The organism is Streptomyces sp. NBC_00557 (assembly GCF_036345995.1).
GTDB lineage: Bacteria > Actinomycetota > Actinomycetes > Streptomycetales > Streptomycetaceae > Streptomyces.
In genome coordinates this window covers 3,368,977-3,394,694 of record NZ_CP107796.1, presented here as the reverse complement: position 1 = coordinate 3,394,694, position 25,718 = coordinate 3,368,977, and the positions used below count along the sequence as shown (strand labels likewise).

The window sequence follows — 25,718 nt, the reverse complement described above, 5'->3', positions numbered from 1 at the left end:
CCTCTCGGGTCGCACGCCGGCATGCCTGCTGCCATCAGTATCAACTGATCTTTCGTACGGGCGGAACCGCACCGGCCCTGTAGCACGATCGGGAACGTCCTGGGACGGCCTGCCGCGCGGGCGTCGAGCCGGGCCGAGCACGGCAACCGCGCGGTGGGCTCCTGACGTCCTCTCCATCGACACGGCACGGACCACGCGCGCGTGGACAGCGAGTCCTCACCGGATTCTCAGGCGCCGGACAGTGCGGACACAGCGCGGAAGGGCAGGTTCACGGCATGGGCATCATCGCTTGGATCATTCTGGGACTGCTGGCCGGAGCCATCGCCAAGATCCTCCTGCCGGGCCGCGACCCCGGCGGCTTCATCGGTACGACCCTGATCGGCATCGCGGGCGCGTTCATCGGCGGCTGGATCTCGGCCCGCTGGCTGCACCACCCGATCAGCAAGAGCTTCTACGACGGCGCCACCTGGGTCGCGGCCATCGGCGGTTCGCTGGTGCTGCTGATCGCGTACCGCATCCTGTTCGGCAACTCACGCGACTGAGCTCGGCGTCGACGACACGGTCCGGAGCACGGCGTGGACGGCACAGGGTCCGGAGCGCGGCATCGGCGGCGCCGAGGCGTCGGGAGCACGGAAGGGCGGGCACCGCTCGGGGGCGCCCGCCCTTCCTGACTGCCGGCGGTGTCCCGCCGGGATGTCCGTTCCGGCTCTCCTACCGGTAGTTCACGAACTGCAGCGCGAAGTCGAAGTCCTTGCCCTTCAGCAGCGCGATCACGGCTTGCAGGTCGTCACGGCTCTTGGAGGAGACGCGCAGCTCGTCGCCCTGAACCTGGGCCTTCACGCCCTTCGGGCCCTCGTCACGGATGATCTTCGCCACCTTCTTGGCGTTCTCCTGGGAGATGCCCTCCTGGATCGACGCGAAGATCTTGTACTCCTTGCCGGACAGCTGGGGCTCGCCCGCCTCCAGCGCCTTCAGCGAGATACCGCGCTTGATCAGCTTGGACTGGAAGACGTCGAGGACGGCCTTCACCCGGTCCTCGGAGTTCGCCTCCATGAGGATCTTGTCACCGGACCATGAGATCGAGGCACCCACGCCCTTGAAGTCGTAGCGCTGCGAGATCTCCTTGGCGGCCTGGTTGAGGGCGTTGTCGACCTCCTGCCGCTCGACCTTCGAGACGATGTCGAAACTGGAGTCGGCCATGTCCTGTGGCTCCTTGTATCGGGTGCGTATCGGGTGCGTGCCGGCGTGCGCGGCGGCGGCCGCCGGGCCCGGCGTCGTACCGGGCCGCATCCGCACCAGCCTAGCCACCCCGGGAGCCGGCAGGTGGAGATCAACCGGGTGGCGAAACACCCCCCTGTATCGGGTATTGTTTACGTCGTCGCCAGGGAGCGCCGCCGAAGAGCGGTTCGAACTGGTTGTCAACCCGGCGGTGTGCCCGAGCGGCCAAAGGGAGCAGACTGTAAATCTGCCGGCTTCGCCTTCCCAGGTTCGAATCCTGGCGCCGCCACACGGGAACGAGAGCCCCGTGACCTGCGAGAACAGCAGGTCACGGGGCTCTCGTCGCGTATCCGTGATCAGGCGATCAGGTCTCGGCGGTGGGCGGTGTCAGTGGAACCTGGCGGCCATGCCGGCCTCGTGGTGAGTGGCGGGCTGCTGGGTGATGGCGTCCGCGCGGCCGGTCGCCCCGGCTCGTGCGGCGGCTGCCGGCTCCAGCAGGGACCAGCCGTCGATCTCCACCGCGGCTCGCGTCCCCGGCTGCCATCCGCGTCTCGACGCCGCGTCGAGCAGGGCTCGGACGGCGCCGGGTTCGTGCAGGTTCAAGGTGGCGCCCCGGACGAATCCCACGTCTCCGGAGCCCAGGGGCGGCCCACCCGGAACGTACCGGCCCGGGCCCTCGGTGAAGACGATGCGCAGTGGGCCGCCACTGCCGGTCGGCTGCGGGTACAGCGTGAGGGTCTGGCAGCAGGTCCGGCCGCTGCCCGCCGCGCTGTGGCTGTGGCTGTGGCTGTGGCGGAGCGTCCACAGATACGCGCGCCCGTCTGCAACCAGCCGGCGGGGCTTCTTCGGAGGGCGGGGCACGGAGCCGAGCGTACGCGGACCGGTCAAGACAGGTGCATCCCGCTCCTCGCGCTTTCCCGACTCTTCACTAGAATCGAATGTGTGAACGAAGACCGTCCCCTGACGCGTCTCGACATGCTGCGTTTCGCCCGTCGCGTCGTCGAACACCAGGCCGCGCGGCAGCTCGCCCTGATGGACCGGTGGATCGCGGACGAGGAACGTCGGGAGGCCGAACGGCAGCGCCGCCTCGGTTCCCGGCAGGCCGCACCGGAGTGGCTGCTGGAACGCGGTCTGAACGGGCGCAGCGCGGTGTACGTCCACGTCGGCGGCTGCACAACCGCCGGCGGACGCGCCAGGGCGGTCGGTCGCGATCAGGCCGTACGCGCGCTGACGGAAGGAGGTGTCGCCGCGTGCCCGCTGTGCCGCCCCGACACCGTGCTGGGGATTCTGGAATGACCGGTGCGGGTGCGAGCCCGTCCGGTCCGGACGATGCTGGAGCCATGGCCGGGAAGCGACCCATCATCGTGCACCTGCCGTCCCCGACCGGCGGCCGCCGGGTCCGGGTGGACGGCGAGATCCTCGGCCTGGCGCACAACGTGGCGGACCTGGTGGAGTTCCTGCGCCGCGCGGGGCTGGAGATCGAGCCGGAAGAGGTGGCCGACTCGCCCCTGATCGACTGGCGCGGGGTGGGCCCCGACCGCTGGGAAGCCGAGACGCGCACCTGAGGGAGAGGCCCGCGCCGCGCGACGCCGGCGCGTACCTCGCACACCGGTGCCGCGCGGCTCGGGGCACCGGTGTTGCCCCTGCCCGCGTGCGGGCACACTGACGGCATGTCCTCGCGACGCAGAACCTGCCCGGTGTGCCACCGCGACATCGCCGTCGTCGCGGGCCGCTTCGCGCGGCACGACCCGCCCGGGGCCCGGGAGAACGGCGAACTCGTCTCCTGCTCCGGGTCGCGGCAGCCGGCGCAACTCGGAGCCGTCCAGCAGGCGTTGGACGGTTACGCCGTGCCGGAGTTTCCCGGGCAGCTGCGTCTCTTCTGAGGTCTTCGAGAGCCGGCGGATCTGACGGGGTGGCAGGCGGGCGGTGCGGCGGGCCCGGTGGCGGGTACGACCGTTCAACGGCCGGTGACCCGCCTCAGTTCCCGGCCACCGCCTTCACCGCGACCGACACCGGCGTCGAACCGCTGATCAGCTCCAGCGTCAGGCCGGCCGTCGCCGGAGTGTCCACCAACTCCGCCAGTACGGCCGCCACATCGTCCCGGGGGACCGCGCCGCGCCCGGTGTGCGCCTCCAGCCGGACCAGGCCGGTACCCGCGTCGTCCGTGAGCGAACCGGGGCGCAGGATCGTCCAGTCCAGGGACTCCTGGCGGGTGATGTACGCGTCCGCCTCGCCCTTGGCGCGCAGGTACACGTCGAAGACGTCGTCGCCCTCGTGCGCGGGATCCGCGCCCATCGAGGACACCACCAGAAAACGGCGCACACGCGCGCGTACGGCCGCGTCCGCGAACAGCACCGCCGCGCCCTTGTCCACCGTCTCCTTGCGGGCGGCGCCGCTGCCCGGGCCGGCGCCGGCAGCGAAGACCGCCGCGTCGGCGCCCTGCAGGTGCGCCGCGACCTCCTCCACCGAGACGGACTCCAGGTCGAGGAGCACAGGTTCCGCGCCGACCGCCCGCAGATCGTCGCCCTGCTCCGACTTGCGGATGATCCCCGCGACCTCGTCCCCGCGCGCGGAGAGCAGGCGCTCCAGGCGCAGCGCGATCTGACCATGACCACCAGCGATGACAATGCGCATGAATCCGACCGTACGCCCGAAGAGGCCCATCCGCCGCACGGGTTAACCGGGGTGGCCGAACCGTCCCAGGCTCACGCTCGCACGCGCTGGTGTGTACGGGTCCCTACGGTGCGTGTGTTCCGGGAAACGGTGCGCTGGGCGTGTGCCTCCCAGGCGTGCGGCATCGGCGTGGGGCGGCCGCCGCCGACCGCGCCCGGTATGCGCCTTCCAAGCTCGCGCCTCCAAGCCTGCGGCCCGGCGTGACGCTGGTGCATGCCGACCGTGCGCTCGGCGTGAGGCTGGTGCGGCCGACCGTGCGGCCCGGCGAGGCGGCTGCTGCCGACCGTGCGCCCGGCACCGGCCGCAGGACTGCGCCCGGCCCCTCACGACAGTTCTCCGCGCCCCTGCCGCGGCAGGCCCAGTTCGACCGCGGCGGCCGAGTCGCAGTACTCGCGTACGGCGCTCGTGCGGGCCACCACCCGGCCCCGGTGGACCACGATCCGGCTGTAGGCCAGGGACAGCGCGCCGGCCAGGCGGTCGCCGCGTACGGCGAGCAGGTCGGCGGGGAAGCCCGCCTCCACGCGTACCTCCGGCAGGCCCAGCACCGCACGGGCCGACGCGCTGACGGTGTCGTAGGCGTCCTCCGGGCGCAGGCCCTGGGCGGCGGCCAGGAGGTAGGCCGCCTCCAGAGGGTCACCGCGGCCGACGGGGTTGGAGAGGTCCCGTACGGCGCCGCTCCCCGCCGACACGCGCACCCCGGCCGCGCGCAGCAGCCGTACCGGAGCGGCGCCCCGGTGATCGGCGCCGCAGCAGCCGCCCTGGGGCAGGCACACGACCGTCACGCCGGCCGCCGCGAGCTGGTCGGCGGCGCGTGCGGCGGCCTCCTCGGGCAGGCGGGCGAGACCGGCGCACGGACCGATCGTCACACCGGGCCGCAAGCCCCCGGCCATGGCCGCGAGCCGGGAGAGCCGGGCCGGATCGGCCGCGTCCGTGTGCAGGTCCACCGGACAGCCGTGCTCGGAGGCCACCTCCAGGACCGTCTCCACATAGCCCGTGGGATCGGGGTCCAGGTCCGGGCAGCCGCCCACCACAGAGGCGCCCATCTTGACCGCGTCCCGCAGCATCGCCCGCCCGTCGGCCCCCGCCACGCCGGTCAGCAGCCGGGGCATCGCCACCGCCGTCAGCTCCGCCAGTCCCCGCAGCGAGCGCCGCGCCCGCAGGACGGCGACCAGTGCGCCGAGCCCCTGGACGTCGCCCACGCGTACGTGCGCGCGTACCGCGGTCGCCCCGTGCCCGAGCTGCAGCAGAGCCGCCTCCGTCGCCCGGCGCTGGACGTCCTCGGGGGCGAACGACACCGGGCCGGGGTGCTCGGCGGACAGTGCGGTGTCGCCGTGGGCGTGCGGTTCGGCCGGGGCCGGCAGGAGCAGGTAGCCGCTGAGGTCCACGCGCGTGCCGCCCGTCCGGGCCGGGCCCGGCGCCAGGCTGCCCGCCGTGCCCACCGCCTCGATGCGCCCGCCGCCCAGCCGTACGTCCACGGTCCGGCCGTCGGTCAGCCGCGCCCCGCACAGCAGCAGGGCGGCGGGGTCGGACCGGCCCGAAGGGCCCGAGGAGTCCGACGGCGGGTGGGGCTGCGGCTGACTGTCGGGCATCGCGCTCCAGGAAAGGGGCCGGGGGCTCGGGCTGGCCCGCGTGGGAAACCGGGGCCGAACCCCAAGATCACGCAGAGCGAGTCGAGCCTAGGGTGGCGCGCCGGACCCGACTGCGCAGGAGCGCAATAGTCGTACCGGTGGCTCCGCCCATGGCAGTACACGCGTCCCCCACGCGCGTGGCCCGCCGCCCGGCGTGGTGACGTCCAAGCGGTGGGCCGCTCGGCGTGGTGACCTCCACGCGCGTGACCCTGCTCGCCACGGTTACCTCCGCGCGTGCAGCGCGTGCAGCGTCTGCATCGCGGGTACCGCGAGTACGCGTGTACCGCCTCTACCCGTGTAACGCGAGTACCGCCTGTGTCCAGTGAGGCCTGCCGGCCGCACTCACTCGGCATGGCGATGGCCAAGGCCCTGCGAGGCCCGGGCGGGGGTGGGGACGGACCGCCGGATACGGATTTGGGTGAACGGCGGCGGACCGTGTAATGTCTTCATCGCTCGCCCCAATAGCTCAGTCGGCAGAGCGTCTCCATGGTAAGGAGAAGGTCAACGGTTCGATTCCGTTTTGGGGCTCTGGTGTGAGAGGTACCCGCCGAAAGGCGGGGCCCGATCGCATCGCAGCGGTGTAGCTCAGTCGGTAGAGCAAGCGGCTCATAATCGCTGTGTCACCGGTTCAAGTCCGGTCACCGCTACTCACAGTAGCCGATTGCGGGGTCGGTCCTTCGATCGGCTACTCTTTCTTGCGTTGAATTAGTCCACCTGTTCGTCTTAGGAGCACTCACGTGGCTGCCACCGACGTCCGCCCGAAGATCACGCTGGCCTGCGTGGAGTGCAAGGAGCGGAACTACATCACCAAGAAGAACCGGCGTAACAACCCGGACCGTCTTGAGATGAAGAAGCACTGCCCGCGCTGCAACGCGCACACGGCTCACCGCGAAACGCGCTGACCAGGGCTCACCAGGCTCGTACGCGAGGCCGTCCCCTCCCAAGGGGGCGGCCTCGCGGCGTTTCACCGCTCCACGGTTGACCGGAAGCTCCAGGTCGCCGAGTCACCGCATTCACGGCAGACACCGCAGTCAACGGAGTCACCGCAGTCACCCAGTCACCGGAATCACGATCAACCGAGTAACCGGGACCGCATCGCTTCACCGGCGTTCGGCGGCCGGGCGCCCGCCTGTCCCCCTGCGCATTCCCCGCCGGGATTCCCGCTAATTTGGGGCCATCACAGCAGACATCAGGAGGTGCCGGGCCATGGCGCTCGACCAGTCCTTCGTGGGACGGACCTACCCGCCCACCGCGCCCTATGAGGTGGGCAGGGAGAAGATCCGCGAGTTCGCCGAGGCGGTGGGCGAGACCAACCCGGTCTACACGGACCCCGAGGCCGCCAAGGCCTTCGGTCATTCCGATGTGATCGCCCCGCCGACCTTCGTGTTCGCCATCACCTTCCCGGCCGCGGGGCAGATCGTCGAGGACCCGCAACTCGGCCTCGACTACAGCCGCGTGGTGCACGGCGACCAGAAGTTCGCCTACAGCCGCCCGGTGCGCGCCGGCGACCGGCTGACGGTCACCTCCACCATCGAGGGCATCAAGTCCCTCGCGGGCAACGACATCCTGGACATCCGCGGCGAGGTGCACGACGAGGCGGGCGAGCACGTCGTGACCGCCTGGACCAAGCTGGTGGCCCGCGCGGCCGAGGAGGCGTGAGGACCTGATGACGGCGAAGATCGCGTACGACGACGTCGAGGTCGGCACCGAACTGCCGGCGCAGACCTTCCCCGTGACCCGCGCCACGCTGGTGCGCTACGCGGGCGCCTCCGGTGACTTCAACCCGATCCACTGGAACGAGAAGTTCGCCAAGGAGGTCGGTCTGCCGGACGTCATCGCGCACGGCATGTTCACCATGGCGGAGGCGATCCGCGTGGTCACCGACTGGACCGGGGACCCGGGCGCGGTCGTCGAGTACGGCGTCCGCTTCACCAAGCCGGTCGTCGTGCCGAACGACGACAAGGGCGCGCTGATCGAGGTGAGCGGCAAGGTCGCGGCCAAGCTGGACGACAACACCGTGCGCGTGGACCTGACGGCGACCAGCGGCGGCCAGAAGGTGCTCGGCATGTCCCGGGCGGTCGTTCGACTGGCCTGACGGCTGCACCCGAAGACGGGATGTAAGGGGCGCTCACCCTTGTGTGGCGCCCCTTACGCGGCGCGTTCTTCATGGTGAGGCGCCCCTTACGCATGGTGGGACGCCCCATACGTGCAGCGGCTCACCCGGTGCCGAACAGGGGCCCTTGCCAGGTTAGTGATTGAGTACTAACTTACGTCTCATGCCCAGGATGAGTGCAGAGGAGCGGCGCGAGAGCGTCATTCGTGCGGCCATCGCGGAGTTCGCCCAGAAGGGGTACTACGGCACCTCCACGGAGGCGATCGCGAGCCGCGTCGGTGTCTCTCAGCCCTACCTCTTCCGGCTCTTCCCGGGCAAGAAGGCGATCTTCACCGCCGCGTCGCTCCGGTGCGTGGACGACACCTGCAAGGTGTTCGAGGAGGCGGCCGACGGGCTGGAGGGCGAGGAGGCCCTGCATGCCATGGCCAACGCCTACGTGCGGCTGATCACCGATCAGCCCGAGAAGCTCCAGATGCAGATGCAGACGTACATCACCGTCGCCGCGGCCGAGGCGGAGGGCGACCACGAGTTCGGTGAGGCCGTGCGCCGCGCCTGGATGAAGCTCTGGGACACCGTCCATCTGCCGCTGGGCGCGGACGACGGTGAGACCACGACCTTCCTGGCGTACGGAATGCTCATCAACACCCTGACCGCCATGGGGTTTCCGCCGGAACACCGTGTCTGGCAGGCGATGTACCCGTCGGCCCGGATGAAGGGCCGGCTGGAGAAGTAGCAGAACAAGGCGGGAGGCAGCGGCCTTTTTCTGCACAGGAAAGTTAGTCATCAATAACTAATCGGATCACTCTCTGGGGGAGAGATGTCACAGCGGAACGCGCCGACCACAGCGCGCGCCGGCGCCGCCTGGGCGCTCGTCGTCACCAGCGTCGCCGGATTCATGGCAGCCCTCGACAACCTCGTCGTCACCACCGCCCTGCCCTCCATCCGCAAGGACCTGGGCGGCGCGCTGGACGACCTCGAGTGGACCGTGAGCGCCTACACGCTCACCTTCGCCGTCCTGCTGATGTCCGGCGCGGCGCTCGGCGACCGCTTCGGGCGCCGCCGGCTCTTCATCGCCGGGCTCACCGTCTTCACCGGCGCCTCCGCCGCAGCGGCCATGGCCCCCGGCATCGGCTCCCTGATCGCCGCCCGTGCGGTCCAGGGCGTCGGCGCGGCCGTCATGATGCCGCTCACCCTGACCCTGCTGACCGCGGCCGTGCCCGCCGCCAGGCGCGGGACGGTGTACGGCATCTGGGGCGCCGTGAACGGGCTCGCCGTGGCCTCGGGTCCGCTCATCGGCGGCACCCTCACCGAGCACGTCTCCTGGCACTGGATCTTCTGGCTGAACGTTCCGCTCGGCCTGATCGCCCTCCCGCTCGCCCGGCTGCGGCTCGCCGAGTCCTACGGCACCGGCGCCCGGCTCGACATCCCCGGGACCCTGCTCGCCAGCGGCGGCCTCTTCGGGATCGTCTACGGCCTGGTCCGCGGGCCCGCCGACGGCTGGACCGACACCCTGGTCCTGACCGCGCTCTTCTCGGGCGGCGCACTGCTGGCCGGGTTCGTCCTCTACAGCTCCCGCGCGGACGCCCCCATGCTGCCGATGCGGCTGTTCCGGTCCCGCGCCTTCTCCGGCATCAACGCGGCCAGCCTGCTGATGTTCGTCGGCATGTTCGGCTCGATCTTCCTGCTGAGCCAGTACATGCAGGGAGTGCTCGGCTACTCGCCCACCGAGGCGGGGCTCAGGATGCTGCCGTGGACCGGCATGCCGATGCTCGTCGCGCCGCTCGCGGGGATCCTCTCCGACCGCATCGGCGGCCGCCCGGTCGTCGCCGCGGGGCTGTTCCTGCAGGCCGCCGGCCTCGGCTACATGGCCGCCGTGGCCACCACCGACGCCTCCTACGCCGCCCAGCTGCCCGCCCTGGTCATCAGCGGGGTCGGCATGGCCCTGTACTTCGCGCCGGCCGCCAACCTGGTGATGTCCAGTGTCCGCCCGCACGAGCAGGGCATCGCCTCCGGCGCGAACAACGCGCTGCGCGAAGTGGGCGGCGCGCTCGGCATCGCGGTGATGTCGTCGATCTTCTCCGCGCAGGGCGGCTACGACAGCGCCCAGAGCTTCGTGGACGGCCTGCGGCCCGCCCTGGTCACCGGCTCGGCGGTGGTTGCCGTCGCCGCGGCCGCGGCCCTGGCGATCCCGGCCCGCCGAAGCGCCGCCCGGCTCGCCGCGACGGAAGGGGAGGCAGCCGCGGGCACCGGGGAGTCCGACGGCTCCGGAGCAGGTACCGGCGCCGCGGAGACGGGTGTCCCCGAGGTCGGTGCCCGGAAGGCCGCTGGCGCCACGACGAGCGCTTCCGAGGCCGCTGTCACTGAGACAGCTGCCGCTGGGACAGCTGCCCCGACGGCCACCGCCGCGGAGACCGCCGCCCGCTGAGGCACGGTCCGGAATCCCGCCGCCGCTGACCGCAAGGAGTTCGCGATGCCCGCACTTCCCTGGACCGTGCCGAACACCCCACCGCAGGACGCCGAGGTGCACGTTTTCGCCTCGCGCTTCGAGACCCGCTCCCTGTGGGGCGCCCTCCGCTTCCTCGCCCGCACCCCGGCGGTGTGGCGGCAGGCCGGCCGTGCGCCCGGCGCCTACGGGGCCGCTCTCAAGGCGCAGCCGCTGCGGCGGACCTTCTGGACGCTGTCCGCCTGGGAGTCGGCGGACGCCCTGAAAGCCTTCGCCCGATCCGGCGCGCACTGGCCCGCCTCGCGGCAACTGGCCGCCCATATGCGCGACGTCACCTTCGCCACCTGGCAGACCTCCGGCGACAGGCTGCCGGTGAGCTGGGCGGAGGCGGAACGGCGGCTTACGTAGACGCGACCCGAGGAGACGGGGCGCGGGGAGAAGAACGGCGTCCACGCGCGCGTGGCTTCCAAGACGGGGCCTCGCGCGCGTACGCGTGTGCCGGAGCCGCCGTAGGAAGGCACACGTGGCGGCCGCGCCCGGCTCCGCGGCCGTCGCCCGTGTGGCTGCGGCGGTGTCGGTGCCGTCTCGTAGTCTTGGGGCCGTGCAGGTACTCCACGACGCCCCTCTTGCCCCGCTGACCACCTTCCGGCTGGGCGGTCCCGCGACGCGGCTGGTCACGGCCGAGACCGACGCCGAGGTGATCGCCGCCGTCCGCGAGGCCGACGACAGCGGGACCCCGCTGCTGGTCATCGGCGGCGGGTCGAACCTGGTCATCGGCGACAAGGGCTTCGACGGCACCGCCCTGCGCATCGCCACACGCGGTGTGGAGCTGCGCGGTACGACGCTGGAGCTGGCGGCCGGCGAGGTGTGGACGGACGCCGTCGCCCGCACGGTCGAGGCCGGGCTCGCCGGGATCGAGTGCCTGGCCGGGATCCCGGGATCGGCCGGCGCCACGCCGATCCAGAACGTGGGCGCCTATGGCCAGGAGGTCTCCTCCACCATCACCGAGGTGATCGCCTACGACCGGCGCGCCGGGGAGACCGTCACGCTGGCGAACGAGGAGTGCGCCTTCTCCTACCGCCACAGCCGCTTCAAGGCCGACCCCGAGCGCTACGTCGTGCTGCGCGTCCGGTTCGGTCTGGAGGACGCGGGCGGGCTGTCCGCGCCCCTGAAGTACGCCGAGGCGGCGCGCGCGCTCGGTGTCGAGCCCGGCGACCGGGTTCCGCTGGCCGACGCGCGCGCGACCGTGCTGAAGCTGCGCGCCGGGAAGGGCATGGTCCTCGACCCTGAGGACCACGACACCTGGTCCGCCGGGTCCTTCTTCACCAACCCGATCCTCACCGACGAGCAGTTCGCCGCGTTCCACGCGCGCGTGCGCGAGCGGCTGGGCGACGGCGTGGAGCCGCCCGCCTACCCGGCGGGGGAGGGCCGTACGAAGACCTCCGCGGCCTGGCTGATCGACAAGGCGGGCTTCACCAAGGGCTACGGCACCGGCCCGGCGCGCATCTCCACCAAGCACACCCTCGCCCTCACCAACCGGGGCGCCGCCACCACCGAGGACCTGCTGGCGCTGGCCCGCGAGGTGGTCGCCGGCGTTCGCGAGGCCTTCGGCATCACGCTGGTCAACGAGCCGGTGACGGTCGGCGTCAGCCTGTAGCCGTACCGGCGGCTCAGTGCAGCGTCCCCGCCCCTGGCCGTACCGGCGGCTCAGTACGCCACCCCCACCCCCTGCTTCACCGTCCCCGTGTCGTCGATCATCGCCAGCATGGCGTGGGCGACGTCGGCGCGTGCGATGAAGCGCCCCTTGGGCGGGAAGCCGCCGACCACGGTGCGGTAGCGGCCGGTGAGCGGCTTGTTCTGCAGGCGCGGCGGCCGTACCGACGTCCAGTCCGTGCCGCTGCGGGCCAGTTCGGCCTCCATCTCGCGCAGGTCGGCGTAGACGTCCTTGAGGATCGCCGAGACCAGGCCGCGCACGGCCCGGTCCAGGGCGCCTTCCCCCTCGGGGGCGGGGCCGACGGGGCCGGCGCTGACCACGAGCAGCCGGCGTACGCCCTCCGTCTCCATGGCGCGCAGGACCGTACGGGTCAGCCGGGTGGCGACCCCGGCGTCCTTGCGGCTGCGCGCTCCCAGGCCGGACAGGACCGCGTCCCGGCCCCGGACGGCGGTGCGCAGCTCCTCGGGGTCCGTCAGGTCGGCGCGGACCACCTCCAGCGCCTCGCCCCTGACGTCGAGCCGGGCCGGATCGCGGACGACGGCGGTGACCCGGTGCCCGGCGCCGAGCGCCTGCCGCACGATCTCCCGGCCGATGCCGCCGGTGGCGCCGAAAACAGTGAGGTTCATGTGTGCTCCCGTAGGCGGTATGGGTGGGTGAGTGTTCACTCACCCCTGCTTCCCTCTAGAGTGGGTAAGCACTCACTCACCCGTCAAGCGATTGGGAGCCCATGGAGCAGAAGCCGGCGCGTGTCCGCATCCTCGACGCCGCCCACGAGCTCATGCTCACCGCCGGACTCGCCCGCGCCACCACCAAGGAGATCGCCCGCGCGGCCGGCTGCTCGGAGGCGGCCCTCTACAAGTACTTCGACAGCAAGGAAGAGCTGTTCGTGCGCGTCCTCGCCGAGCGGCTGCCCCGGCTCGGCCCTCTGCTGGGCAGCCTCGCCGCCGAACCGGGACAGGGCACCCTGGAGGACAACCTCACCGAGATCGCCCGCCAGGCCGCACTCTTCTACGAGCAGAGCTTCCCGATCGCCGCCTCCCTGTACGCCGAGCCCAAGCTCAAGCAGCGCCACTTCGACGCCCTGCGGGGGCTCGGCTCCGGCCCGCACCGGCCCATCCGGGACCTGGACGCCTATCTCCGAGCCGAGCAGGCCGCCGGCCGGATCCGCGCCGACGCCGACACCTTCGCCGCGGCCTCCCTGCTGCTGGGCGCCTGCGCGCAGCGCGCGTTCGCCTACGACGCGACCGACACGGGGGAGCGGCCGCCCGTCGACGAGTTCGCCACGCGGCTCGCGAGGACGCTGCTGGGCGGAATCTCCGCTCCGCCGGACTCCGCCTGAAGAACCGCCGGAAGGACCGCCTCGAGAAACGCCTCGAGAACCGCCGGAAGGACCGCCTCAAGACCTGCGGACACGCACGCACGCGTGCCGGTGCTTTCTCTTCGGCTCGCGCTTCCTCCCCGGCGGCCCGGACGCCGCCGCCTCAGGCCGGCGGGCGGGTCAGCCAGTCGTCCACGCCCGCCAGCAGCCGCGCCTTGACGTCCTCCGGCGCCGCCGAGCCGCGCACCGACTGGCGGGCCAGTTCGGCGAGTTCCGCATCCGAGAAGCCGTGGGCGTGGCGGGCGATCTCGTACTGGGCGGCCAGCCGGGAGCCGAACAGCAGCGGGTCGTCGGCGCCGAGCGCCATCGGGACGCCGGCCTCGAAGAACGTGCGCAGCGGGACGTCCTCCGGTTTCTCGTACACGCCGAGCGCCACGTTCGACGCCGGGCACACCTCGCAGGTCACCTGGCGGTCGGCCAGCCGCTTCAGCAGCCGCGGGTCCTCCGCCGCGCGTACCCCGTGCCCGATCCGTGAGGCGTGCAGGTCGTCCAGGCAGTCCCGGACGGAGGCCGGCCCGGTCAGCTCGCCGCCGTGCGGAGCCGACAGCAGACCGCCCTCGCGCGCGATGTGGAAGGCGCGGTCGAAGTCCCGGGCCATGCCCCGCCGCTCGTCGTTGGAGAGCCCGAAGCCGACCACGCCCCGGTCCGCGTACCGCACCGCCAGGCGGGCCAGCGTGCGGGCGTCCAGCGGATGCTTCATACGGTTGGCGGCGACCAGCACCCGCATGCCGAGCCCGGTCTCCCGCGAGGTGGTGTCGACCGCGTCGAGGATGATCTCCATGGTGGGGATCAGCCCGCCCAGCCGGGGCGCGTACGACGTCGGGTCCACCTGGATCTCCAGCCAGCCCGAGCCGTCCCTCAGGTCCTCCTCGGCGGCCTCCCGGACCAGGCGCTGGATGTCCTCCGGTGTGCGCAGACAGGAGCGGGCCGCGTCGTACAGCCGCTGGAAACGGAACCAGCCCCGCTCGTCCGTGGCCCGCAGCCTCGGCGGCTCGCCGCTGGTGAGGGCTTCGCTCAGGGCCTCCGGCAGGCGTACGCCGTACTTGTCGGCCAGTTCCAGGACCGTTCCCGGCCGCATCGAGCCGGTGAAATGCAGGTGCAGATGGGCTTTCGGCAGCTCAGAGAGGTCACGTACACGCTCCATCCCAGGATCCTGCCGTACGCACCCGTCCCACCGGTAGCCGTTTCCCCGTACGTGGTCTTGCTCGCACAAACGAACAGGGGCGCCTGCGAAAGCTCACAGGCGCCCCTGTCCGAAACGGACCGCTCGGACCGCTCAGTCCCTGGCCTCCGCCAGCAGCTTCTGGATGCGGCTCACGCCCTCGACGAGGTCCTCGTCGCCCAGCGCGTACGACAGCCGCAGGTAGCCCGGCGTGCCGAAGGCCTCGCCCGGGACGACCGCGACCTCGGCCTCCTCCAGGATCAGCGCGGCCAGCTCGACCGTGTCCTGCGGGCGCTTGCCGCGGATCTCCCTGCCCAGCAGCGCCTTGACCGACGGGTAGGCGTAGAAGGCGCCCTCGGGCTCCGGGCAGACCACGCCGTCGATCTCGTTGAGCATCCGCACGATCGTCTTGCGGCGCCGGTCGAAGGCCTCGCGCATCTTCGCCACGGCCTGAAGGTCACCGGAGACGGCGGCCAGCGCGGCCGCCTGCGCCACGTTGGAGACGTTCGAGGTGGCGTGCGACTGCAGGTTGGTCGCGGCCTTGACGACGTCCTTCGGGCCGATGACCCAGCCCACGCGCCAGCCGGTCATGGCGTACGTCTTCGCCACGCCGTTGACCACGATGCACTTGTCGCGCAGCTCGGGCAGGAGCGCCGGCAGGGACACCGCGGCGGCGTCGCCGTACACCAGGTGCTCGTAGATCTCGTCGGTGAGCACCCACAGGCCGTGCTCCAGGGCCCAGCGGCCGATCGCCTCGGTCTCGGCCTCGGAGTACACCGCGCCGGTCGGGTTGGACGGGGAGACGAAGAGCACGACCTTCGTCTTCTCCGTGCGCGCCGCCTCCAGCTGCTCCACCGAGACGCGGTAGCCGGTCGTCTCGTCGGCCACGACCTCCACCGGGACGCCGCCGGCCAGGCGGATCGACTCGGGGTACGTCGTCCAGTACGGCGCCGGGACGATGACCTCGTCGCCCGGGTCGAGGATCGCGGCGAACGCCTCGTAGATGGCCTGCTTGCCGCCGTTGGTGACCAGGATCTGCGAGACGTCGGGCTCCCAGCCGGAGTCGCGCAGCGTCTTGGCGGCGATCGCGGACTTCAGCTCGGGCAGGCCGCCGGCCGGCGTGTAGCGGTGGTACTTCGGGTTCTTGCAGGCCTCTACGGCCGCCTCGACGATGTAGTCCGGAGTCGGGAAGTCGGGCTCGCCGGCGCCGAAGCCGATCACCGGACGCCCGGCGGCCTTCAGGGCCTTGGCCTTGGCGTCCACGGCGAGGGTGGCGGACTCGGAGATCGCGCCGACTCGGGCGGAGACCCGGCGCTCGGTGGGTGGGGTTGCAGCGCTCATGGAGCCCATCGTTCCAGACCGGAAATGTCCCCGGCACACGGGTTTCACGGACTGAACAACCACGGGTCGAAGCGTGAACACGGGTCCGAATCCGGGCCCCGGCCAGGACGATCTTTGGCCAGACGCCCCCGGACGGGCTCTTTCTGTTCGACGCCGGGCCCCGGACCACGTACACTCTCACCTCGTTGGCCTTCAGCAGCCGCCGCCGAGCCGGTGCACACCGCGCACCCGTCCGGATGCGGTACGTTGGGGGACACACAAAGGGTCGTAGCTCAATTGGTAGAGCACCGGTCTCCAAAACCGGCGGTTGGGGGTTCAAGTCCCTCCGGCCCTGCTACACACACCGCCAGGATGTGTGCGCATGTACGTACTGCAATGCACCGCCGTGCGGCTCAGGAACCGGGCGCGGCACGGCCACGACCCGGGATCAGGTGAGGACAATGACGGACGCCGTGGGCTCCATCGACACGCCTGACGCCCAGGACGAGGCGCTCGAGTCGAAGAAGAAGGCCCGCAAGGGCGGCAAGCGCGCCAAGAAGGGCCCGCTGAAGCGCCTCGCCACGTTCTACCGCCAGATCATCGCGGAGCTCCGCAAGGTCGTCTGGCCGACGCGTAACCAGCTGACGTCGTACACGACCGTGGTGATCTTCTTCGTCGCCATCATGATCGCGCTGGTGACCGTGATTGACTATGGGCTCAACCACGCGGCCAAGTACGTCTTCGGCTGAGCCAAGAGCGAAGGGCGCCGTGGTACCGGCGCCCGTTTTCGCATGTTCCACCCCTATGTATCCAGGAAGAAGCAGCCACCGTGTCTGACCCGAACCTGAACGACGACGCCATCGAGCCTCGCGGCAACGCTGCCGAGATGGTGGACGACGAGCTCGACATCGTCGAGGGCGCGGACGAGCAGGACGAGTTCGAGGCTGCCGAGGCCGAGGCGGGGGAGCCGGCCGAAGAGGCTGCCGTGAACGTCGAGGACGAGGAAGGCGAGGCCGCCGACGAGGAGGCCCCCGCGGAGGCTGAGGCCGCCGAGGAGGAGCCGGCCGCGCCCGTCGACCCCGTCGAGGCCCTGCGCGAGGAACTGCGCAACCTGCCCGGCGAGTGGTACGTCATCCACACCTACGCCGGTTACGAGAACCGCGTGAAGACCAACCTGGAGCAGCGCGCCGTCTCGCTGAACGTCGAGGACTACATCTTCCAGGCCGAGGTGCCGCAGGAGGAGGTCGTCCAGATCAAGAACGGCGACCGCAAGACGATCAAGCAGAACAAGCTGCCGGGTTACGTCCTGGTCCGCATGGACCTGACCAACGAGTCCTGGGGCGTCGTCCGCAACACCCCGGGCGTGACCGGCTTCGTCGGCAACGCCTACGACCCGTACCCGCTGACGCTGGACGAGATCGTCAAGATGCTCGCCCCGGAGGCCGAGGAGAAGGCCGCCCGCGAGGCCGCCGAGGCCGAGGGCAAGCCCGCCCCGCAGCGCAAGGTCGAGGTCCAGGTGCTGGACTTCGAGGTCGGCGACTCGGTCACCGTCACCGACGGCCCGTTCGCCACGCTGCAGGCGACCATCAACGAGATCAACCCCGACTCGAAGAAGGTCAAGGGCCTGGTGGAGATCTTCGGCCGCGAGACGCCGGTCGAGCTGTCCTTCGACCAGATCCAGAAGAACTAGTTCCCGCGAACCCGGTTCCCCGGAACCGGGTTCTTCTGGACTTCGTGCTTCCGCGCAGGTCAGGCAGGCCGTCACGGTCCGCCTGACCTGCACGGTTTTTGGCCGCGCATCTATACCCGTTATCGTTGTGCGGTATGCCTGCGTCAGGGTCGCGATCCTCGCGCGGGCATGGACCCGAATGAAAGGACCCGGAGAGCCATGCCTCCCAAGAAGAAGAAGGTCACGGGGCTCATCAAGCTCCAGATCCAGGCCGGTGCCGCCAACCCGGCCCCGCCGGTCGGCCCCGCGCTGGGTCAGCACGGCGTGAACATCATGGAGTTCTGCAAGGCCTACAACGCCGCGACCGAGTCGCAGCGCGGTTGGGTCATCCCGGTGGAGATCACGGTCTACGAGGACCGCTCCTTCACCTTCATCACCAAGACGCCGCCGGCCGCGAAGATGATCCTCAAGGCCGCGGGCATCGAGAAGGGCTCCGGCGAGCCGCACAAGACCAAGGTCGCCAAGATCACCGAGGCGCAGGTCCGCGAGATCGCCCAGACCAAGATGCCCGACCTGAACGCGAACGACCTGGACGCCGCCGCGAAGATCATCGCCGGTACCGCGCGTTCCATGGGCGTCACGGTCGAGGGCTGACCTCACCCCCTAGCAGTCATGCGGCCGTAGCCGGTCGCACGTGGCAGGGCCTGCTCGGCCCGAGGACCACGACTCCTCAACGAACACACAGGAGCAAGTTGTGAGCAAGCGCAGCAAGGCTCTCCGCGCTGCGGACGCCAAGGTCGACCGGGAGAAGCTGTACGCCCCGCTCGAGGCCGTCCGTCTCGCCAAGGAGACCTCCACGACCAAGTTCGACGCCACCGTCGAGGTCGCCTTCCGTCTGGGTGTCGACCCGCGCAAGGCCGACCAGATGGTCCGTGGCACCGTGAACCTTCCGCACGGCACCGGTAAGACCGCCCGGGTCCTGGTCTTCGCGACCGGCGACCGTGCCGAGGCCGCGCGTGCCGCGGGCGCCGACATCGTCGGCGCCGACGAGCTGATCGACGAGGTCTCGAAGGGCCGCCTGGACTTCGACGCCGTCGTCGCCACCCCGGACCTCATGGGCAAGGTCGGCCGCCTCGGCCGCGTCCTCGGCCCGCGTGGTCTGATGCCGAACCCGAAGACCGGCACCGTCACCCCCGACGTGGCCAAGGCCGTCTCCGACATCAAGGGCGGCAAGATCGAGTTCCGCGTCGACAAGCACTCGAACCTGCACTTCATCATCGGCAAGGCGTCCTTCGACGACGCCAAGCTGGTGGAGAACTACGGCGCCGCGCTGGAGGAGATCCTCCGTCTGAAGCCGTCCGCCGCCAAGGGTCGCTACATCAAGAAGGCCGCCATCACCACCACGATGGGCCCCGGCATCCCGGTCGACCCGAACCGCACCCGCAACCTCCTCGTCGAGGAGGACCCGGCCGCCGTCTGAGCCGTCCGCTCACCCCGGTAGCCGCGTCCGGTACGCGTGCATGAGGGCGGGCCCTGCAACCTTCCAGGTGCGGGGCCCGTCCTTTCTTTGTGCGGCCGCCGGCCGTACGGCTTTCTTCGGAGGGCTTTCTTCGGAGGGCCTTCTTCAGAAGGGCTTTCTTCGGACGGCCTGTGGGACGGCTGTCAGTGGCCTGGGCTACGGTGCAGGCACTCGACTTGCATGGGGGTAGGACAAGATGAAGAGCACGACGGCGCGCCGGATGAGCCTTTCCATAGCGGCGGTGGCCGCGCTGACCGGGGTGGCCGCGTGCGGCTCCTCGAACTCCGGGAAGGACGGCAAGGCGGCCGGCGGCGGCGCGATCAACGTCAGCCCCATCGCCGCGCTGCGCACCGCCGAGCAGTCCACGAACAAGGCGGACTCCGCCAAGGTGCGGGGCACCACCTCCCTCGGCGACCTGATGTCGATGACCGCGAACGGCGCGCTCACCTGGGGCCACGGCCTCAAGGGCAACCTCACCATCACCTACACCGGTGGGCAGATGGCCGAGATGATGCGCAAGGCCGGCACGGAGTCGATGCAGGCCCGCTATCTGCCGGACGCCTACTACGCCAAGATGAGCGACCGGTTCGCCCAGGAGGCGGGCGGCAAGCACTGGATCCGGTACGGCTACGACGACCTCGCCAAGTTCAGCGGCGCCTCCGGCTCCTACCTGAAGGACCAGGCCCAGACCTCGACGCCGAACCAGTCCGTGAAGATGCTGCTGGCCTCCGGCGACGTGAAGAAGGTCGGCGAGGAGACCGTCTCCGGCGTCCGCACCCGGCACTACGCGGGCACGGTGAACGTCGCCGACCTCGCGGGCCGCAGCAGCAACCTCAGCGCGGACCAGCTGGCGGCCCTGAAGAAGCAGCTGGACCAGGCCGGCATCACCACCGACGCCGTGGACATCTGGATCAACGACCAGAACCTGCTGGTGAAGAAGACCGAGAAGGCGAACACCGCCCACGGCGTCCTGAACAGCACCGCCTACTACAGCGACTACGGCGTGCCGGTCTCCGCCGAGGCGCCGCCGGCCGGCGACACCAAGGACTTCAAGGACCTGATGAAGTCCCTCGGCACCGCGGGCTCGGGCAACACGTCCACCGGTTCCGGCACCGGCATCACCTCCTGAGGCGGCCGGAGAACGCTCAGGAGCCGCTCCGGCCGGCTCCTGAGCCCGGCGGAGGGCCCCTGCCCTCCCGCTCGCCGGTCGGCTCCTGAGCCCGACGGAGAGCCCCTGAGCCCCGTAGCGGAAGCCCGGGCAGTCGGGGAGGCCCAGAGGCCTGCGCCGCAGCCGTAGGCCCTCGGAGGCACCCCACCGCAGCCGTACGGCCCCGGCGGCCCCAGCGGGGCCCAGCCCCGGAGCCCCGGAGCCCCGAACCCCGAGCCGACGGGCTCCGCGCGGAGCCCCCGGGAACGAATCCACCGGCTCCCAAGCCGCCGTACAGACCGATTTGCTCGGCGGTGCCCCGGTCCCGTACTCTCTTGCAGAAGCCAAAGACCGCTGGTCGTTGCCGCGCGCTCCGAGCGAGGGTGCGGTGGCCGAAGGATCCGCTGAAAAGTGGGCGACCCGCGCAGGTGACAGTGGAAGAACTCCCGGAAGTGCGCGCGCCGAGCGCGTGTGCGGCCGGTCGAGTCCGCCCCGTGCGCCTGCGCCGGGGCGTTTCGTTTTCCCCAGTCCTCCTTCGGGTCCGCGCGGTCCGAATCACCCGGAAGGAGGCCGAGGCTCTATGGCGAGGCCCGACAAGGCTGCCGCGGTTGCCGAGCTGACGGACAAGTTCCGCAACTCGAACGCCGCCGTGCTGACCGAGTACCGCGGTCTCACCGTGGCGCAGCTCAAGACGCTGCGCCGGTCGCTCGGTGAGAACGCCCAGTACGCCGTGGTGAAGAACACGCTGACCAAGATTGCGGCCAACGAGGCCGGGATCACGCTGGACGACCAGCTCTTCGCTGGTCCGACGGCCGTCGCCTTCGTCACCGGTGACCCGGTGGAGTCGGCGAAGGGTCTCCGTGACTTCGCCAAGGACAACCCGAATCTCGTCATCAAGGGCGGTGTCCTTGACGGCAAGGCGCTGTCCGCCGACGAGATCAAGAAGCTTGCGGACCTCGAGTCCCGCGAGGTTCTGCTCAGCAAGCTGGCCGGTGCCTTCAAGGCGAAGCAGTCCCAGGCTGCCTCCGTCTTCCAGGCGCTGCCGTCGAAGCTCGTCCGCACCGTGGACGCGCTGCGCGCCAAGCAGGCCGAGCAGGGCGGTGCCGAGTAATTCGGCTCGCTTTCTGATCCGCGCCGACGGCACGGGTCGCAGCGGGCCGACGTACGCCCGCCTTATCCAGTACATCCGGCACCTGCCGATTTGAGTGGAAGGACCGCCATCATGGCGAAGCTCACCCAGGACGAGCTGCTTGCCCAGTTCGAGGAGATGACCCTCATCGAGCTCTCCGAGTTCGTGAAGGCCTTCGAGGAGAAGTTCGACGTCACCGCCGCCGCTGCCGCGCCGGTCGTCGTCGCCGGCGGTGCCGCCGGTGGCGCCGAGGCCGCCCAGGAGGAGGAGAAGGACGAGTTCGACGTCATCCTCACCGGCGCCGGCGAGAAGAAGATCCAGGTCATCAAGGTCGTGCGTGAGCTGACCTCGCTGGGTCTGAAGGAGGCCAAGGACCTCGTCGACGGCACCCCGAAGCCGGTCCTCGAGAAGGTCAACAAGGAGCAGGCCGACAAGGCCGCCGAGGCCCTCAAGGGCGCCGGCGCCTCCGTCGAGGTCAAGTAAGACCTTCCGGGTCCCGCGCGAGCCGTGGGACCCGGCTGTGCGCCGAACACGGCCCCCCGGGGCTGTAACGCGACCGCACCGAAGGGCGATCATCCATCTGGGTGGTCGCCCTTCGGCGCTCCCCGGGACCCGGCCCGGTCTGCCTTGCACCTGTCTTCTTGAGGGGTAAGGTGATCTTCGTCGTGTCCCCGGACGGCCGGGTTCCGGCTGGGGGCCCTTGACGAACCGCACGCAGCGCGCAATTCTCAGGACGCGTCGTCACAAGGATCCGAATCCGAGGCATGGATCGACGACGAAGAGGGCAGTATCAACGTGCGTTGAGGGCAGCATGCCGAGGGCGTTGACAAGAGCGGTGAGCACAGCGAGGGTCTCGAACAACCCGCACTGGACATCAGTGTGCCAAGTGGCTACACTGACCCTTTGCGCTGCCTGTTAGCTGTCCCCTGCCCGTCACCAGGGGTCTGCCCTCACTCGAGCACTCATGACAAAAGCTCCTCTGACCTGGGGTTTCTGTCTTTGTGTACGGGCGAGGGGCCGGTACAGCGCGTAGTGAGTCCGAGCCCTCGGAAGGACCCCCTCTTGGCCGCCTCGCGCAATGCCTCGACCGCGAATACGAACAACGGCGCCAGCACCGCCCCGCTGCGCATCTCCTTTGCAAAGATCAAGGAGCCTCTCGAGGTTCCGAACCTGCTCGCGCTGCAGACCGAGAGCTTCGACTGGCTGCTCGGCAACACCGCCTGGCAGAGTCGGGTCGAGGAGGCTCTGGAGAACGGTCAGGACGTCCCCACCAAGTCCGGCCTCGAGGAGATCTTCGAGGAGATCTCCCCGATCGAGGACTTCTCCGGGTCGATGTCCCTGACGTTCCGGGACCACCGCTTCGAGCCGCCGAAGAACTCCATCGACGAGTGCAAGGAGCGCGACTTCACGTACGCCGCCCCGCTCTTCGTCACCGCGGAGTTCACCAACAACGAGACCGGTGAGATCAAGTCCCAGACGGTCTTCATGGGCGACTTCCCGCTCATGACGAACAAGGGCACTTTCGTCATCAACGGCACCGAGCGTGTCGTGGTGTCCCAGCTGGTCCGTTCCCCCGGTGTCTACTTCGACTCCACCATCGACAAGACGTCCGACAAGGACATCTTCTCCGCCAAGATCATCCCGTCCCGGGGCGCCTGGCTGGAGATGGAGATCGACAAGCGCGACATGGTCGGTGTCCGCATCGACCGCAAGCGCAAGCAGTCGGTCACCGTCCTGCTGAAGGCGCTCGGCTGGACGACCGAGCAGATCCTCGAGGAGTTCGGCGAGTACGAGTCCATGCGCGCCACCCTGGAGAAGGACCACACCCAGGGCCAGGACGACGCGCTGCTCGACATCTACCGCAAGCTGCGTCCGGGCGAGCCCCCCACGCGTGAGGCCGCGCAGACGCTGCTGGAGAACCTGTACTTCAACCCGAAGCGCTACGACCTCGCCAAGGTCGGCCGCTACAAGGTCAACAAGAAGCTCGGTGCGGACGAGCCGCTGGACGCCGGCGTGCTCACCACCGAGGACATCATCGCCACCATCAAGTACCTGGTGAAGCTGCACGCCGGCGAGACCGAGACGGTCGGCGCGTCGGGCCGGACCATCATGGTCGAGACCGACGACATCGACCACTTCGGCAACCGCCGTATCCGCAGCGTCGGCGAGCTGATCCAGAACCAGGTCCGTACGGGTCTCGCCCGTATGGAGCGCGTCGTGCGCGAGCGCATGACCACCCAGGACGTCGAGGCGATCACGCCGCAGACCCTGATCAACATCCGCCCGGTCGTGGCGTCGATCAAGGAGTTCTTCGGCACCTCGCAGCTGTCCCAGTTCATGGACCAGAACAACCCGCTGTCGGGGCTGACGCACAAGCGTCGTCTGAACGCCCTCGGCCCGGGTGGTCTCTCCCGTGAGCGGGCCGGCTTCGAGGTCCGTGACGTGCACCCCTCGCACTACGGCCGTATGTGCCCGATCGAGACGCCGGAAGGCCCGAACATCGGTCTGATCGGCTCGCTCGCCTCCTACGGCCGGGTCAACGCGTTCGGTTTCATCGAGACGCCGTACCGCAAGGTCGTCGACGGCCAGGTCACCGACGAGGTCGACTACCTGACCGCCGACGAGGAGGACCGCTTCGTCATCGCGCAGGCCAACGCGCCGCTGAACGACGAGATGCGGTTCGCCGAGAACCGCGTGCTGGTCCGCCGCCGTGGCGGCGAGGTCGACTACGTAGGCCCCGAGGACGTGGACTACATGGACGTCTCGCCGCGCCAGATGGTGTCGGTCGCGACCGCCATGATCCCCTTCCTCGAGCACGACGACGCCAACCGTGCCCTCATGGGCGCGAACATGATGCGTCAGGCCGTGCCGCTGATTAAGTCCGAGGCCCCGCTCGTCGGCACCGGCATGGAGTACCGCTCCGCGGTCGACGCCGGCGACGTGGTCAAGGCCGAGAAGGACGGTGTGGTCCAGGAGGTCTCCGCGGACTACATCACCACCGCCAACGACGACGGCACGTACATCACGTACCGCCTGGCCAAGTTCTCCCGGTCCAACCAGGGCACCTCGGTCAACCAGAAGGTCATCGTCAACGAGGGCGACCGCGTCGTCACCGGCCAGGTGCTGGCCGACGGCCCGGCCACCCAGAACGGCGAGATGGCGCTCGGCAAGAACCTGCTCGTGGCGTTCATGCCGTGGGAGGGTCACAACTACGAGGACGCGATCATCCTGTCGCAGCGCCTCGTGCAGGACGACGTCCTCTCCTCGATCCACATCGAGGAGCACGAGGTCGACGCCCGTGACACCAAGCTCGGCCCCGAGGAGATCACCCGGGACATCCCGAACGTCTCCGAGGAGGTCCTCGCCGACCTCGACGAGCGCGGCATCATCCGCATCGGCGCCGAGGTCATCGCCGGTGACATCCTCGTCGGCAAGGTCACCCCGAAGGGTGAGACCGAGCTGACGCCGGAGGAGCGCCTGCTGCGCGCGATCTTCGGTGAGAAGGCCCGTGAGGTCCGTGACACCTCGCTGAAGGTGCCGCACGGCGAGACCGGCAAGGTCATCGGTGTGCGCGTCTTCGACCGCGAGGAGGGCGACGAGCTGCCGCCGGGCGTGAACCAGCTGGTCCGCGTCTACGTCGCGCAGAAGCGCAAGATCACCGACGGTGACAAGCTCGCCGGCCGGCACGGCAACAAGGGTGTCATCTCCAAGATCCTGCCCATCGAGGACATGCCGTTCCTCGAGGACGGGACCCCGGTCGACATCATCCTGAACCCGCTGGGTGTGCCGTCCCGAATGAACCCGGGACAGGTGCTGGAGATCCACCTCGGCTGGCTCGCCAGCCAGGGCTGGGACGTCTCCGGACTCGCCGACGAGTGGGCGCAGCGTCTGCAGGCCATCGGCGCCGACAAGGTCGCCCCGCGCACCAACGTCGCCACCCCGGTCTTCGACGGCGCCCGCGAGGACGAGCTGGCCGGTCTGCTGGAGAACACCCTGCCGAACCGCGACGGCGACCGCATGGTCCTGCCGTCCGGCAAGGCCCGGCTGTTCGACGGCCGCTCCGGTGAGCCGTTCCCGGACCCGATCTCGGTCGGCTACATGTACATCCTGAAGCTGCACCACCTGGTCGACGACAAGCTGCACGCCCGCTCGACCGGTCCGTACTCGATGATCACCCAGCAGCCGCTGGGTGGTAAGGCCCAGTTCGGTGGCCAGCGGTTCGGTGAGATGGAGGTGTGGGCACTCGAGGCCTACGGCGCCGCGTACGCCCTTCAGGAGCTGCTGACCATCAAGTCCGACGACGTCACCGGCCGCGTGAAGGTCTACGAGGCCATCGTCAAGGGCGAGAACATCCCCGAGCCCGGCATCCCCGAGTCCTTCAAGGTGCTCATCAAGGAGATGCAGTCGCTCTGCCTGAACGTGGAGGTGCTGTCCAGCGACGGTATGTCCATCGAGATGCGTGACACCGACGAGGACGTCTTCCGCGCTGCGGAGGAGCTCGGCATCGACCTGTCCCGGCGCGAGCCGAGCAGCGTCGAAGAGGTCTGACGGGAGTCCGGCGGGGCCCCCACCCACAGGGCCCCGCCGACCCCCAGGCCCCCGTTT

At 70.1% G+C, this 25,718-nt stretch carries 27 protein-coding genes and 4 tRNA genes; 24 read left to right on the top strand and 7 right to left on the bottom strand.

Going from position 1 to position 25,718, the window contains the following annotated elements; all coding sequences use genetic code 11:
- The first annotated feature begins 275 nt into the window (after nt 1-275).
- The gene (locus OG956_RS14380) at nt 276-542 is read left to right on the top strand and encodes a GlsB/YeaQ/YmgE family stress response membrane protein (protein ID WP_330338361.1); all 267 of its coding nucleotides are present in this window, start codon (nt 276-278) and stop codon (nt 540-542) included.
- A gap of 169 nt (nt 543-711) precedes the next feature.
- Here the strand turns inward: OG956_RS14380 and OG956_RS14375 are convergent, their stop codons facing one another.
- Entirely contained in the window at nt 712-1,200 is a 489-nt protein-coding gene (locus tag OG956_RS14375; protein ID WP_171153728.1) for a YajQ family cyclic di-GMP-binding protein, read from the bottom strand.
- A gap of 225 nt (nt 1,201-1,425) precedes the next feature.
- Here OG956_RS14375 and OG956_RS14370 point away from each other — a divergent pair.
- A tRNA-Tyr gene (locus OG956_RS14370) sits at nt 1,426-1,507 on the top strand.
- Nucleotides 1,508-1,605: 98 nt separating this feature from the next.
- Here the strand turns inward: OG956_RS14370 and OG956_RS14365 are convergent.
- Nucleotides 1,606-2,079, bottom strand: coding sequence for a hypothetical protein (locus OG956_RS14365; RefSeq protein ID WP_330338360.1), 474 nt, complete (start codon nt 2,077-2,079; stop codon nt 1,606-1,608).
- An 81-nt stretch (nt 2,080-2,160) separates the two neighbouring features.
- Here OG956_RS14365 and OG956_RS14360 point away from each other — a divergent pair, with 81 nt between their 5' ends.
- From OG956_RS14360 to OG956_RS14350, 3 genes are all read left to right on the top strand, one after another.
- Complete coding sequence (locus tag OG956_RS14360; RefSeq protein WP_330338359.1) at nt 2,161-2,514, top strand: DUF6233 domain-containing protein; 354 nt, start codon at nt 2,161-2,163, stop codon at nt 2,512-2,514.
- Between the two features lie 44 nt (nt 2,515-2,558).
- Entirely contained in the window at nt 2,559-2,783 is a 225-nt protein-coding gene (locus tag OG956_RS14355) for a hypothetical protein (RefSeq protein ID WP_330338358.1), read from the top strand.
- A gap of 105 nt (nt 2,784-2,888) precedes the next feature.
- Complete coding sequence (locus OG956_RS14350) at nt 2,889-3,101, top strand: hypothetical protein (protein ID WP_330338357.1); 213 nt, start codon at nt 2,889-2,891, stop codon at nt 3,099-3,101.
- A 94-nt stretch (nt 3,102-3,195) separates the two neighbouring features.
- On the opposite strand, the gene OG956_RS14345 is transcribed toward OG956_RS14350, so the two are convergent.
- A complete protein-coding gene (locus OG956_RS14345; RefSeq protein WP_330338356.1) occupies nt 3,196-3,852 on the bottom strand; it encodes an SDR family oxidoreductase in 657 nt (218 codons plus the stop codon).
- 362 nt (nt 3,853-4,214) lie between these two features.
- A complete protein-coding gene (locus OG956_RS14340; protein WP_330338355.1) occupies nt 4,215-5,480 on the bottom strand; it encodes an amidohydrolase family protein in 1,266 nt (421 codons plus the stop codon).
- Nucleotides 5,481-5,974: 494 nt separating this feature from the next.
- On the opposite strand from OG956_RS14340, the gene OG956_RS14335 reads away from it, so the two are divergent.
- The 9 genes from OG956_RS14335 (at nt 5,975) to OG956_RS14295 (ending at nt 11,732) form a co-directional block, all read left to right on the top strand.
- Nucleotides 5,975-6,047 (top strand) — tRNA-Thr (locus tag OG956_RS14335).
- Between the two features lie 46 nt (nt 6,048-6,093).
- Nucleotides 6,094-6,166, top strand: a tRNA-Met gene (locus tag OG956_RS14330).
- 90 nt (nt 6,167-6,256) lie between these two features.
- Nucleotides 6,257-6,421 (top strand): 50S ribosomal protein L33, encoded by a 165-nt coding sequence (gene rpmG, locus OG956_RS14325; protein ID WP_003948671.1) that lies wholly within the window; start codon nt 6,257-6,259, stop codon nt 6,419-6,421.
- 304 nt (nt 6,422-6,725) lie between these two features.
- On the top strand, nt 6,726-7,178 hold the full coding sequence (locus OG956_RS14320) for a MaoC family dehydratase N-terminal domain-containing protein (RefSeq protein WP_153539332.1): 453 nt from the start codon (nt 6,726-6,728) through the stop codon (nt 7,176-7,178).
- Between the two features lie 7 nt (nt 7,179-7,185).
- The gene (locus OG956_RS14315) at nt 7,186-7,614 is read left to right on the top strand and encodes a MaoC family dehydratase (RefSeq protein WP_330338354.1); all 429 of its coding nucleotides are present in this window, start codon (nt 7,186-7,188) and stop codon (nt 7,612-7,614) included.
- Between the two features lie 181 nt (nt 7,615-7,795).
- Nucleotides 7,796-8,365, top strand: a complete 570-nt coding sequence (locus tag OG956_RS14310; RefSeq protein ID WP_330338353.1) for a TetR/AcrR family transcriptional regulator — start codon at nt 7,796-7,798, stop codon at nt 8,363-8,365.
- 84 nt (nt 8,366-8,449) lie between these two features.
- Nucleotides 8,450-10,057, top strand: a complete 1,608-nt coding sequence (locus OG956_RS14305) for a DHA2 family efflux MFS transporter permease subunit (protein ID WP_330338352.1) — start codon at nt 8,450-8,452, stop codon at nt 10,055-10,057.
- Nucleotides 10,058-10,102: 45 nt separating this feature from the next.
- Nucleotides 10,103-10,483 (top strand): DUF3291 domain-containing protein, encoded by a 381-nt coding sequence (locus OG956_RS14300; RefSeq protein ID WP_330338351.1) that lies wholly within the window; start codon nt 10,103-10,105, stop codon nt 10,481-10,483.
- 193 nt (nt 10,484-10,676) lie between these two features.
- Nucleotides 10,677-11,732, top strand: a complete 1,056-nt coding sequence (locus tag OG956_RS14295) for a UDP-N-acetylmuramate dehydrogenase (RefSeq protein ID WP_330338350.1) — start codon at nt 10,677-10,679, stop codon at nt 11,730-11,732.
- A gap of 50 nt (nt 11,733-11,782) precedes the next feature.
- On the opposite strand, the gene OG956_RS14290 is transcribed toward OG956_RS14295, so the two are convergent.
- Nucleotides 11,783-12,415 (bottom strand): NAD(P)-dependent oxidoreductase, encoded by a 633-nt coding sequence (locus OG956_RS14290; protein WP_330338349.1) that lies wholly within the window; start codon nt 12,413-12,415, stop codon nt 11,783-11,785.
- A 101-nt stretch (nt 12,416-12,516) separates the two neighbouring features.
- Here OG956_RS14290 and OG956_RS14285 point away from each other — a divergent pair, with 101 nt between their 5' ends.
- A complete protein-coding gene (locus tag OG956_RS14285) occupies nt 12,517-13,128 on the top strand; it encodes a TetR/AcrR family transcriptional regulator (RefSeq protein ID WP_330338348.1) in 612 nt (203 codons plus the stop codon).
- A gap of 142 nt (nt 13,129-13,270) precedes the next feature.
- On the opposite strand, the gene OG956_RS14280 is transcribed toward OG956_RS14285, so the two are convergent.
- Together OG956_RS14280 and OG956_RS14275 are read right to left on the bottom strand one after the other, a co-directional pair.
- Complete coding sequence (locus tag OG956_RS14280; RefSeq protein ID WP_330338347.1) at nt 13,271-14,311, bottom strand: adenosine deaminase; 1,041 nt, start codon at nt 14,309-14,311, stop codon at nt 13,271-13,273.
- A gap of 132 nt (nt 14,312-14,443) precedes the next feature.
- Nucleotides 14,444-15,670 (bottom strand): pyridoxal phosphate-dependent aminotransferase, encoded by a 1,227-nt coding sequence (locus OG956_RS14275; RefSeq protein WP_330338346.1) that lies wholly within the window; start codon nt 15,668-15,670, stop codon nt 14,444-14,446.
- Nucleotides 15,671-15,931: 261 nt separating this feature from the next.
- Between OG956_RS14275 and OG956_RS14270 the strand changes: the two genes are divergently transcribed.
- From OG956_RS14270 to rpoB, 9 genes are all read left to right on the top strand, one after another.
- Nucleotides 15,932-16,004: transfer RNA gene (locus tag OG956_RS14270), tRNA-Trp, on the top strand.
- Nucleotides 16,005-16,110: 106 nt separating this feature from the next.
- The gene (gene secE / locus OG956_RS14265) at nt 16,111-16,398 is read left to right on the top strand and encodes a preprotein translocase subunit SecE (RefSeq protein ID WP_023547417.1); all 288 of its coding nucleotides are present in this window, start codon (nt 16,111-16,113) and stop codon (nt 16,396-16,398) included.
- Nucleotides 16,399-16,478: 80 nt separating this feature from the next.
- Nucleotides 16,479-17,339 (top strand): transcription termination/antitermination protein NusG, encoded by an 861-nt coding sequence (nusG, locus tag OG956_RS14260; RefSeq protein WP_330338345.1) that lies wholly within the window; start codon nt 16,479-16,481, stop codon nt 17,337-17,339.
- Between the two features lie 198 nt (nt 17,340-17,537).
- Complete coding sequence (rplK, locus tag OG956_RS14255) at nt 17,538-17,972, top strand: 50S ribosomal protein L11 (RefSeq protein ID WP_030345386.1); 435 nt, start codon at nt 17,538-17,540, stop codon at nt 17,970-17,972.
- Nucleotides 17,973-18,072: 100 nt separating this feature from the next.
- The gene (gene rplA / locus OG956_RS14250; RefSeq protein WP_330338344.1) at nt 18,073-18,798 is read left to right on the top strand and encodes a 50S ribosomal protein L1; all 726 of its coding nucleotides are present in this window, start codon (nt 18,073-18,075) and stop codon (nt 18,796-18,798) included.
- Between the two features lie 235 nt (nt 18,799-19,033).
- Nucleotides 19,034-19,966 (top strand): hypothetical protein, encoded by a 933-nt coding sequence (locus tag OG956_RS14245; RefSeq protein ID WP_330338343.1) that lies wholly within the window; start codon nt 19,034-19,036, stop codon nt 19,964-19,966.
- Between the two features lie 598 nt (nt 19,967-20,564).
- Complete coding sequence (rplJ, locus tag OG956_RS14240; RefSeq protein WP_023547412.1) at nt 20,565-21,095, top strand: 50S ribosomal protein L10; 531 nt, start codon at nt 20,565-20,567, stop codon at nt 21,093-21,095.
- A gap of 111 nt (nt 21,096-21,206) precedes the next feature.
- On the top strand, nt 21,207-21,596 hold the full coding sequence (rplL, locus tag OG956_RS14235) for a 50S ribosomal protein L7/L12 (protein ID WP_330338342.1): 390 nt from the start codon (nt 21,207-21,209) through the stop codon (nt 21,594-21,596).
- Nucleotides 21,597-22,175: 579 nt separating this feature from the next.
- Complete coding sequence (gene rpoB, locus OG956_RS14230) at nt 22,176-25,661, top strand: DNA-directed RNA polymerase subunit beta (RefSeq protein WP_330338341.1); 3,486 nt, start codon at nt 22,176-22,178, stop codon at nt 25,659-25,661.
- The last annotated feature ends 57 nt before the right edge of the window (nt 25,662-25,718 follow it).

Bases quoted from the DNA above. Each gene is read 5' to 3' on its own strand.
- OG956_RS14380 (WP_330338361.1), top strand. From the start codon at position 276: ATGGGCATCATCGCTTGGATCATTCTGGGACTGCTGGCCGGAGCCATC.
- OG956_RS14375 (WP_171153728.1), bottom strand. From the start codon at position 1,200: ATGGCCGACTCCAGTTTCGACATCGTCTCGAAGGTCGAGCGGCAGGAG.
- OG956_RS14355 (WP_330338358.1), top strand. From the start codon at position 2,559: ATGGCCGGGAAGCGACCCATCATCGTGCACCTGCCGTCCCCGACCGGC.
- OG956_RS14350 (WP_330338357.1), top strand. From the start codon at position 2,889: ATGTCCTCGCGACGCAGAACCTGCCCGGTGTGCCACCGCGACATCGCC.
- OG956_RS14345 (WP_330338356.1), bottom strand. From the start codon at position 3,852: ATGCGCATTGTCATCGCTGGTGGTCATGGTCAGATCGCGCTGCGCCTG.
- OG956_RS14340 (WP_330338355.1), bottom strand. From the start codon at position 5,480: ATGCCCGACAGTCAGCCGCAGCCCCACCCGCCGTCGGACTCCTCGGGC.
- OG956_RS14320 (WP_153539332.1), top strand. From the start codon at position 6,726: ATGGCGCTCGACCAGTCCTTCGTGGGACGGACCTACCCGCCCACCGCG.
- OG956_RS14315 (WP_330338354.1), top strand. From the start codon at position 7,186: ATGACGGCGAAGATCGCGTACGACGACGTCGAGGTCGGCACCGAACTG.
- OG956_RS14310 (WP_330338353.1), top strand. From the start codon at position 7,796: ATGCCCAGGATGAGTGCAGAGGAGCGGCGCGAGAGCGTCATTCGTGCG.
- OG956_RS14305 (WP_330338352.1), top strand. From the start codon at position 8,450: ATGTCACAGCGGAACGCGCCGACCACAGCGCGCGCCGGCGCCGCCTGG.
- OG956_RS14300 (WP_330338351.1), top strand. From the start codon at position 10,103: ATGCCCGCACTTCCCTGGACCGTGCCGAACACCCCACCGCAGGACGCC.
- OG956_RS14290 (WP_330338349.1), bottom strand. From the start codon at position 12,415: ATGAACCTCACTGTTTTCGGCGCCACCGGCGGCATCGGCCGGGAGATC.
- OG956_RS14285 (WP_330338348.1), top strand. From the start codon at position 12,517: ATGGAGCAGAAGCCGGCGCGTGTCCGCATCCTCGACGCCGCCCACGAG.
- OG956_RS14280 (WP_330338347.1), bottom strand. From the start codon at position 14,311: ATGGAGCGTGTACGTGACCTCTCTGAGCTGCCGAAAGCCCATCTGCAC.
- OG956_RS14275 (WP_330338346.1), bottom strand. From the start codon at position 15,670: ATGAGCGCTGCAACCCCACCCACCGAGCGCCGGGTCTCCGCCCGAGTC.
- secE (WP_023547417.1), top strand. From the start codon at position 16,111: ATGACGGACGCCGTGGGCTCCATCGACACGCCTGACGCCCAGGACGAG.
- rplK (WP_030345386.1), top strand. From the start codon at position 17,538: ATGCCTCCCAAGAAGAAGAAGGTCACGGGGCTCATCAAGCTCCAGATC.
- OG956_RS14245 (WP_330338343.1), top strand. From the start codon at position 19,034: ATGAAGAGCACGACGGCGCGCCGGATGAGCCTTTCCATAGCGGCGGTG.
- rplJ (WP_023547412.1), top strand. From the start codon at position 20,565: ATGGCGAGGCCCGACAAGGCTGCCGCGGTTGCCGAGCTGACGGACAAG.
- rplL (WP_330338342.1), top strand. From the start codon at position 21,207: ATGGCGAAGCTCACCCAGGACGAGCTGCTTGCCCAGTTCGAGGAGATG.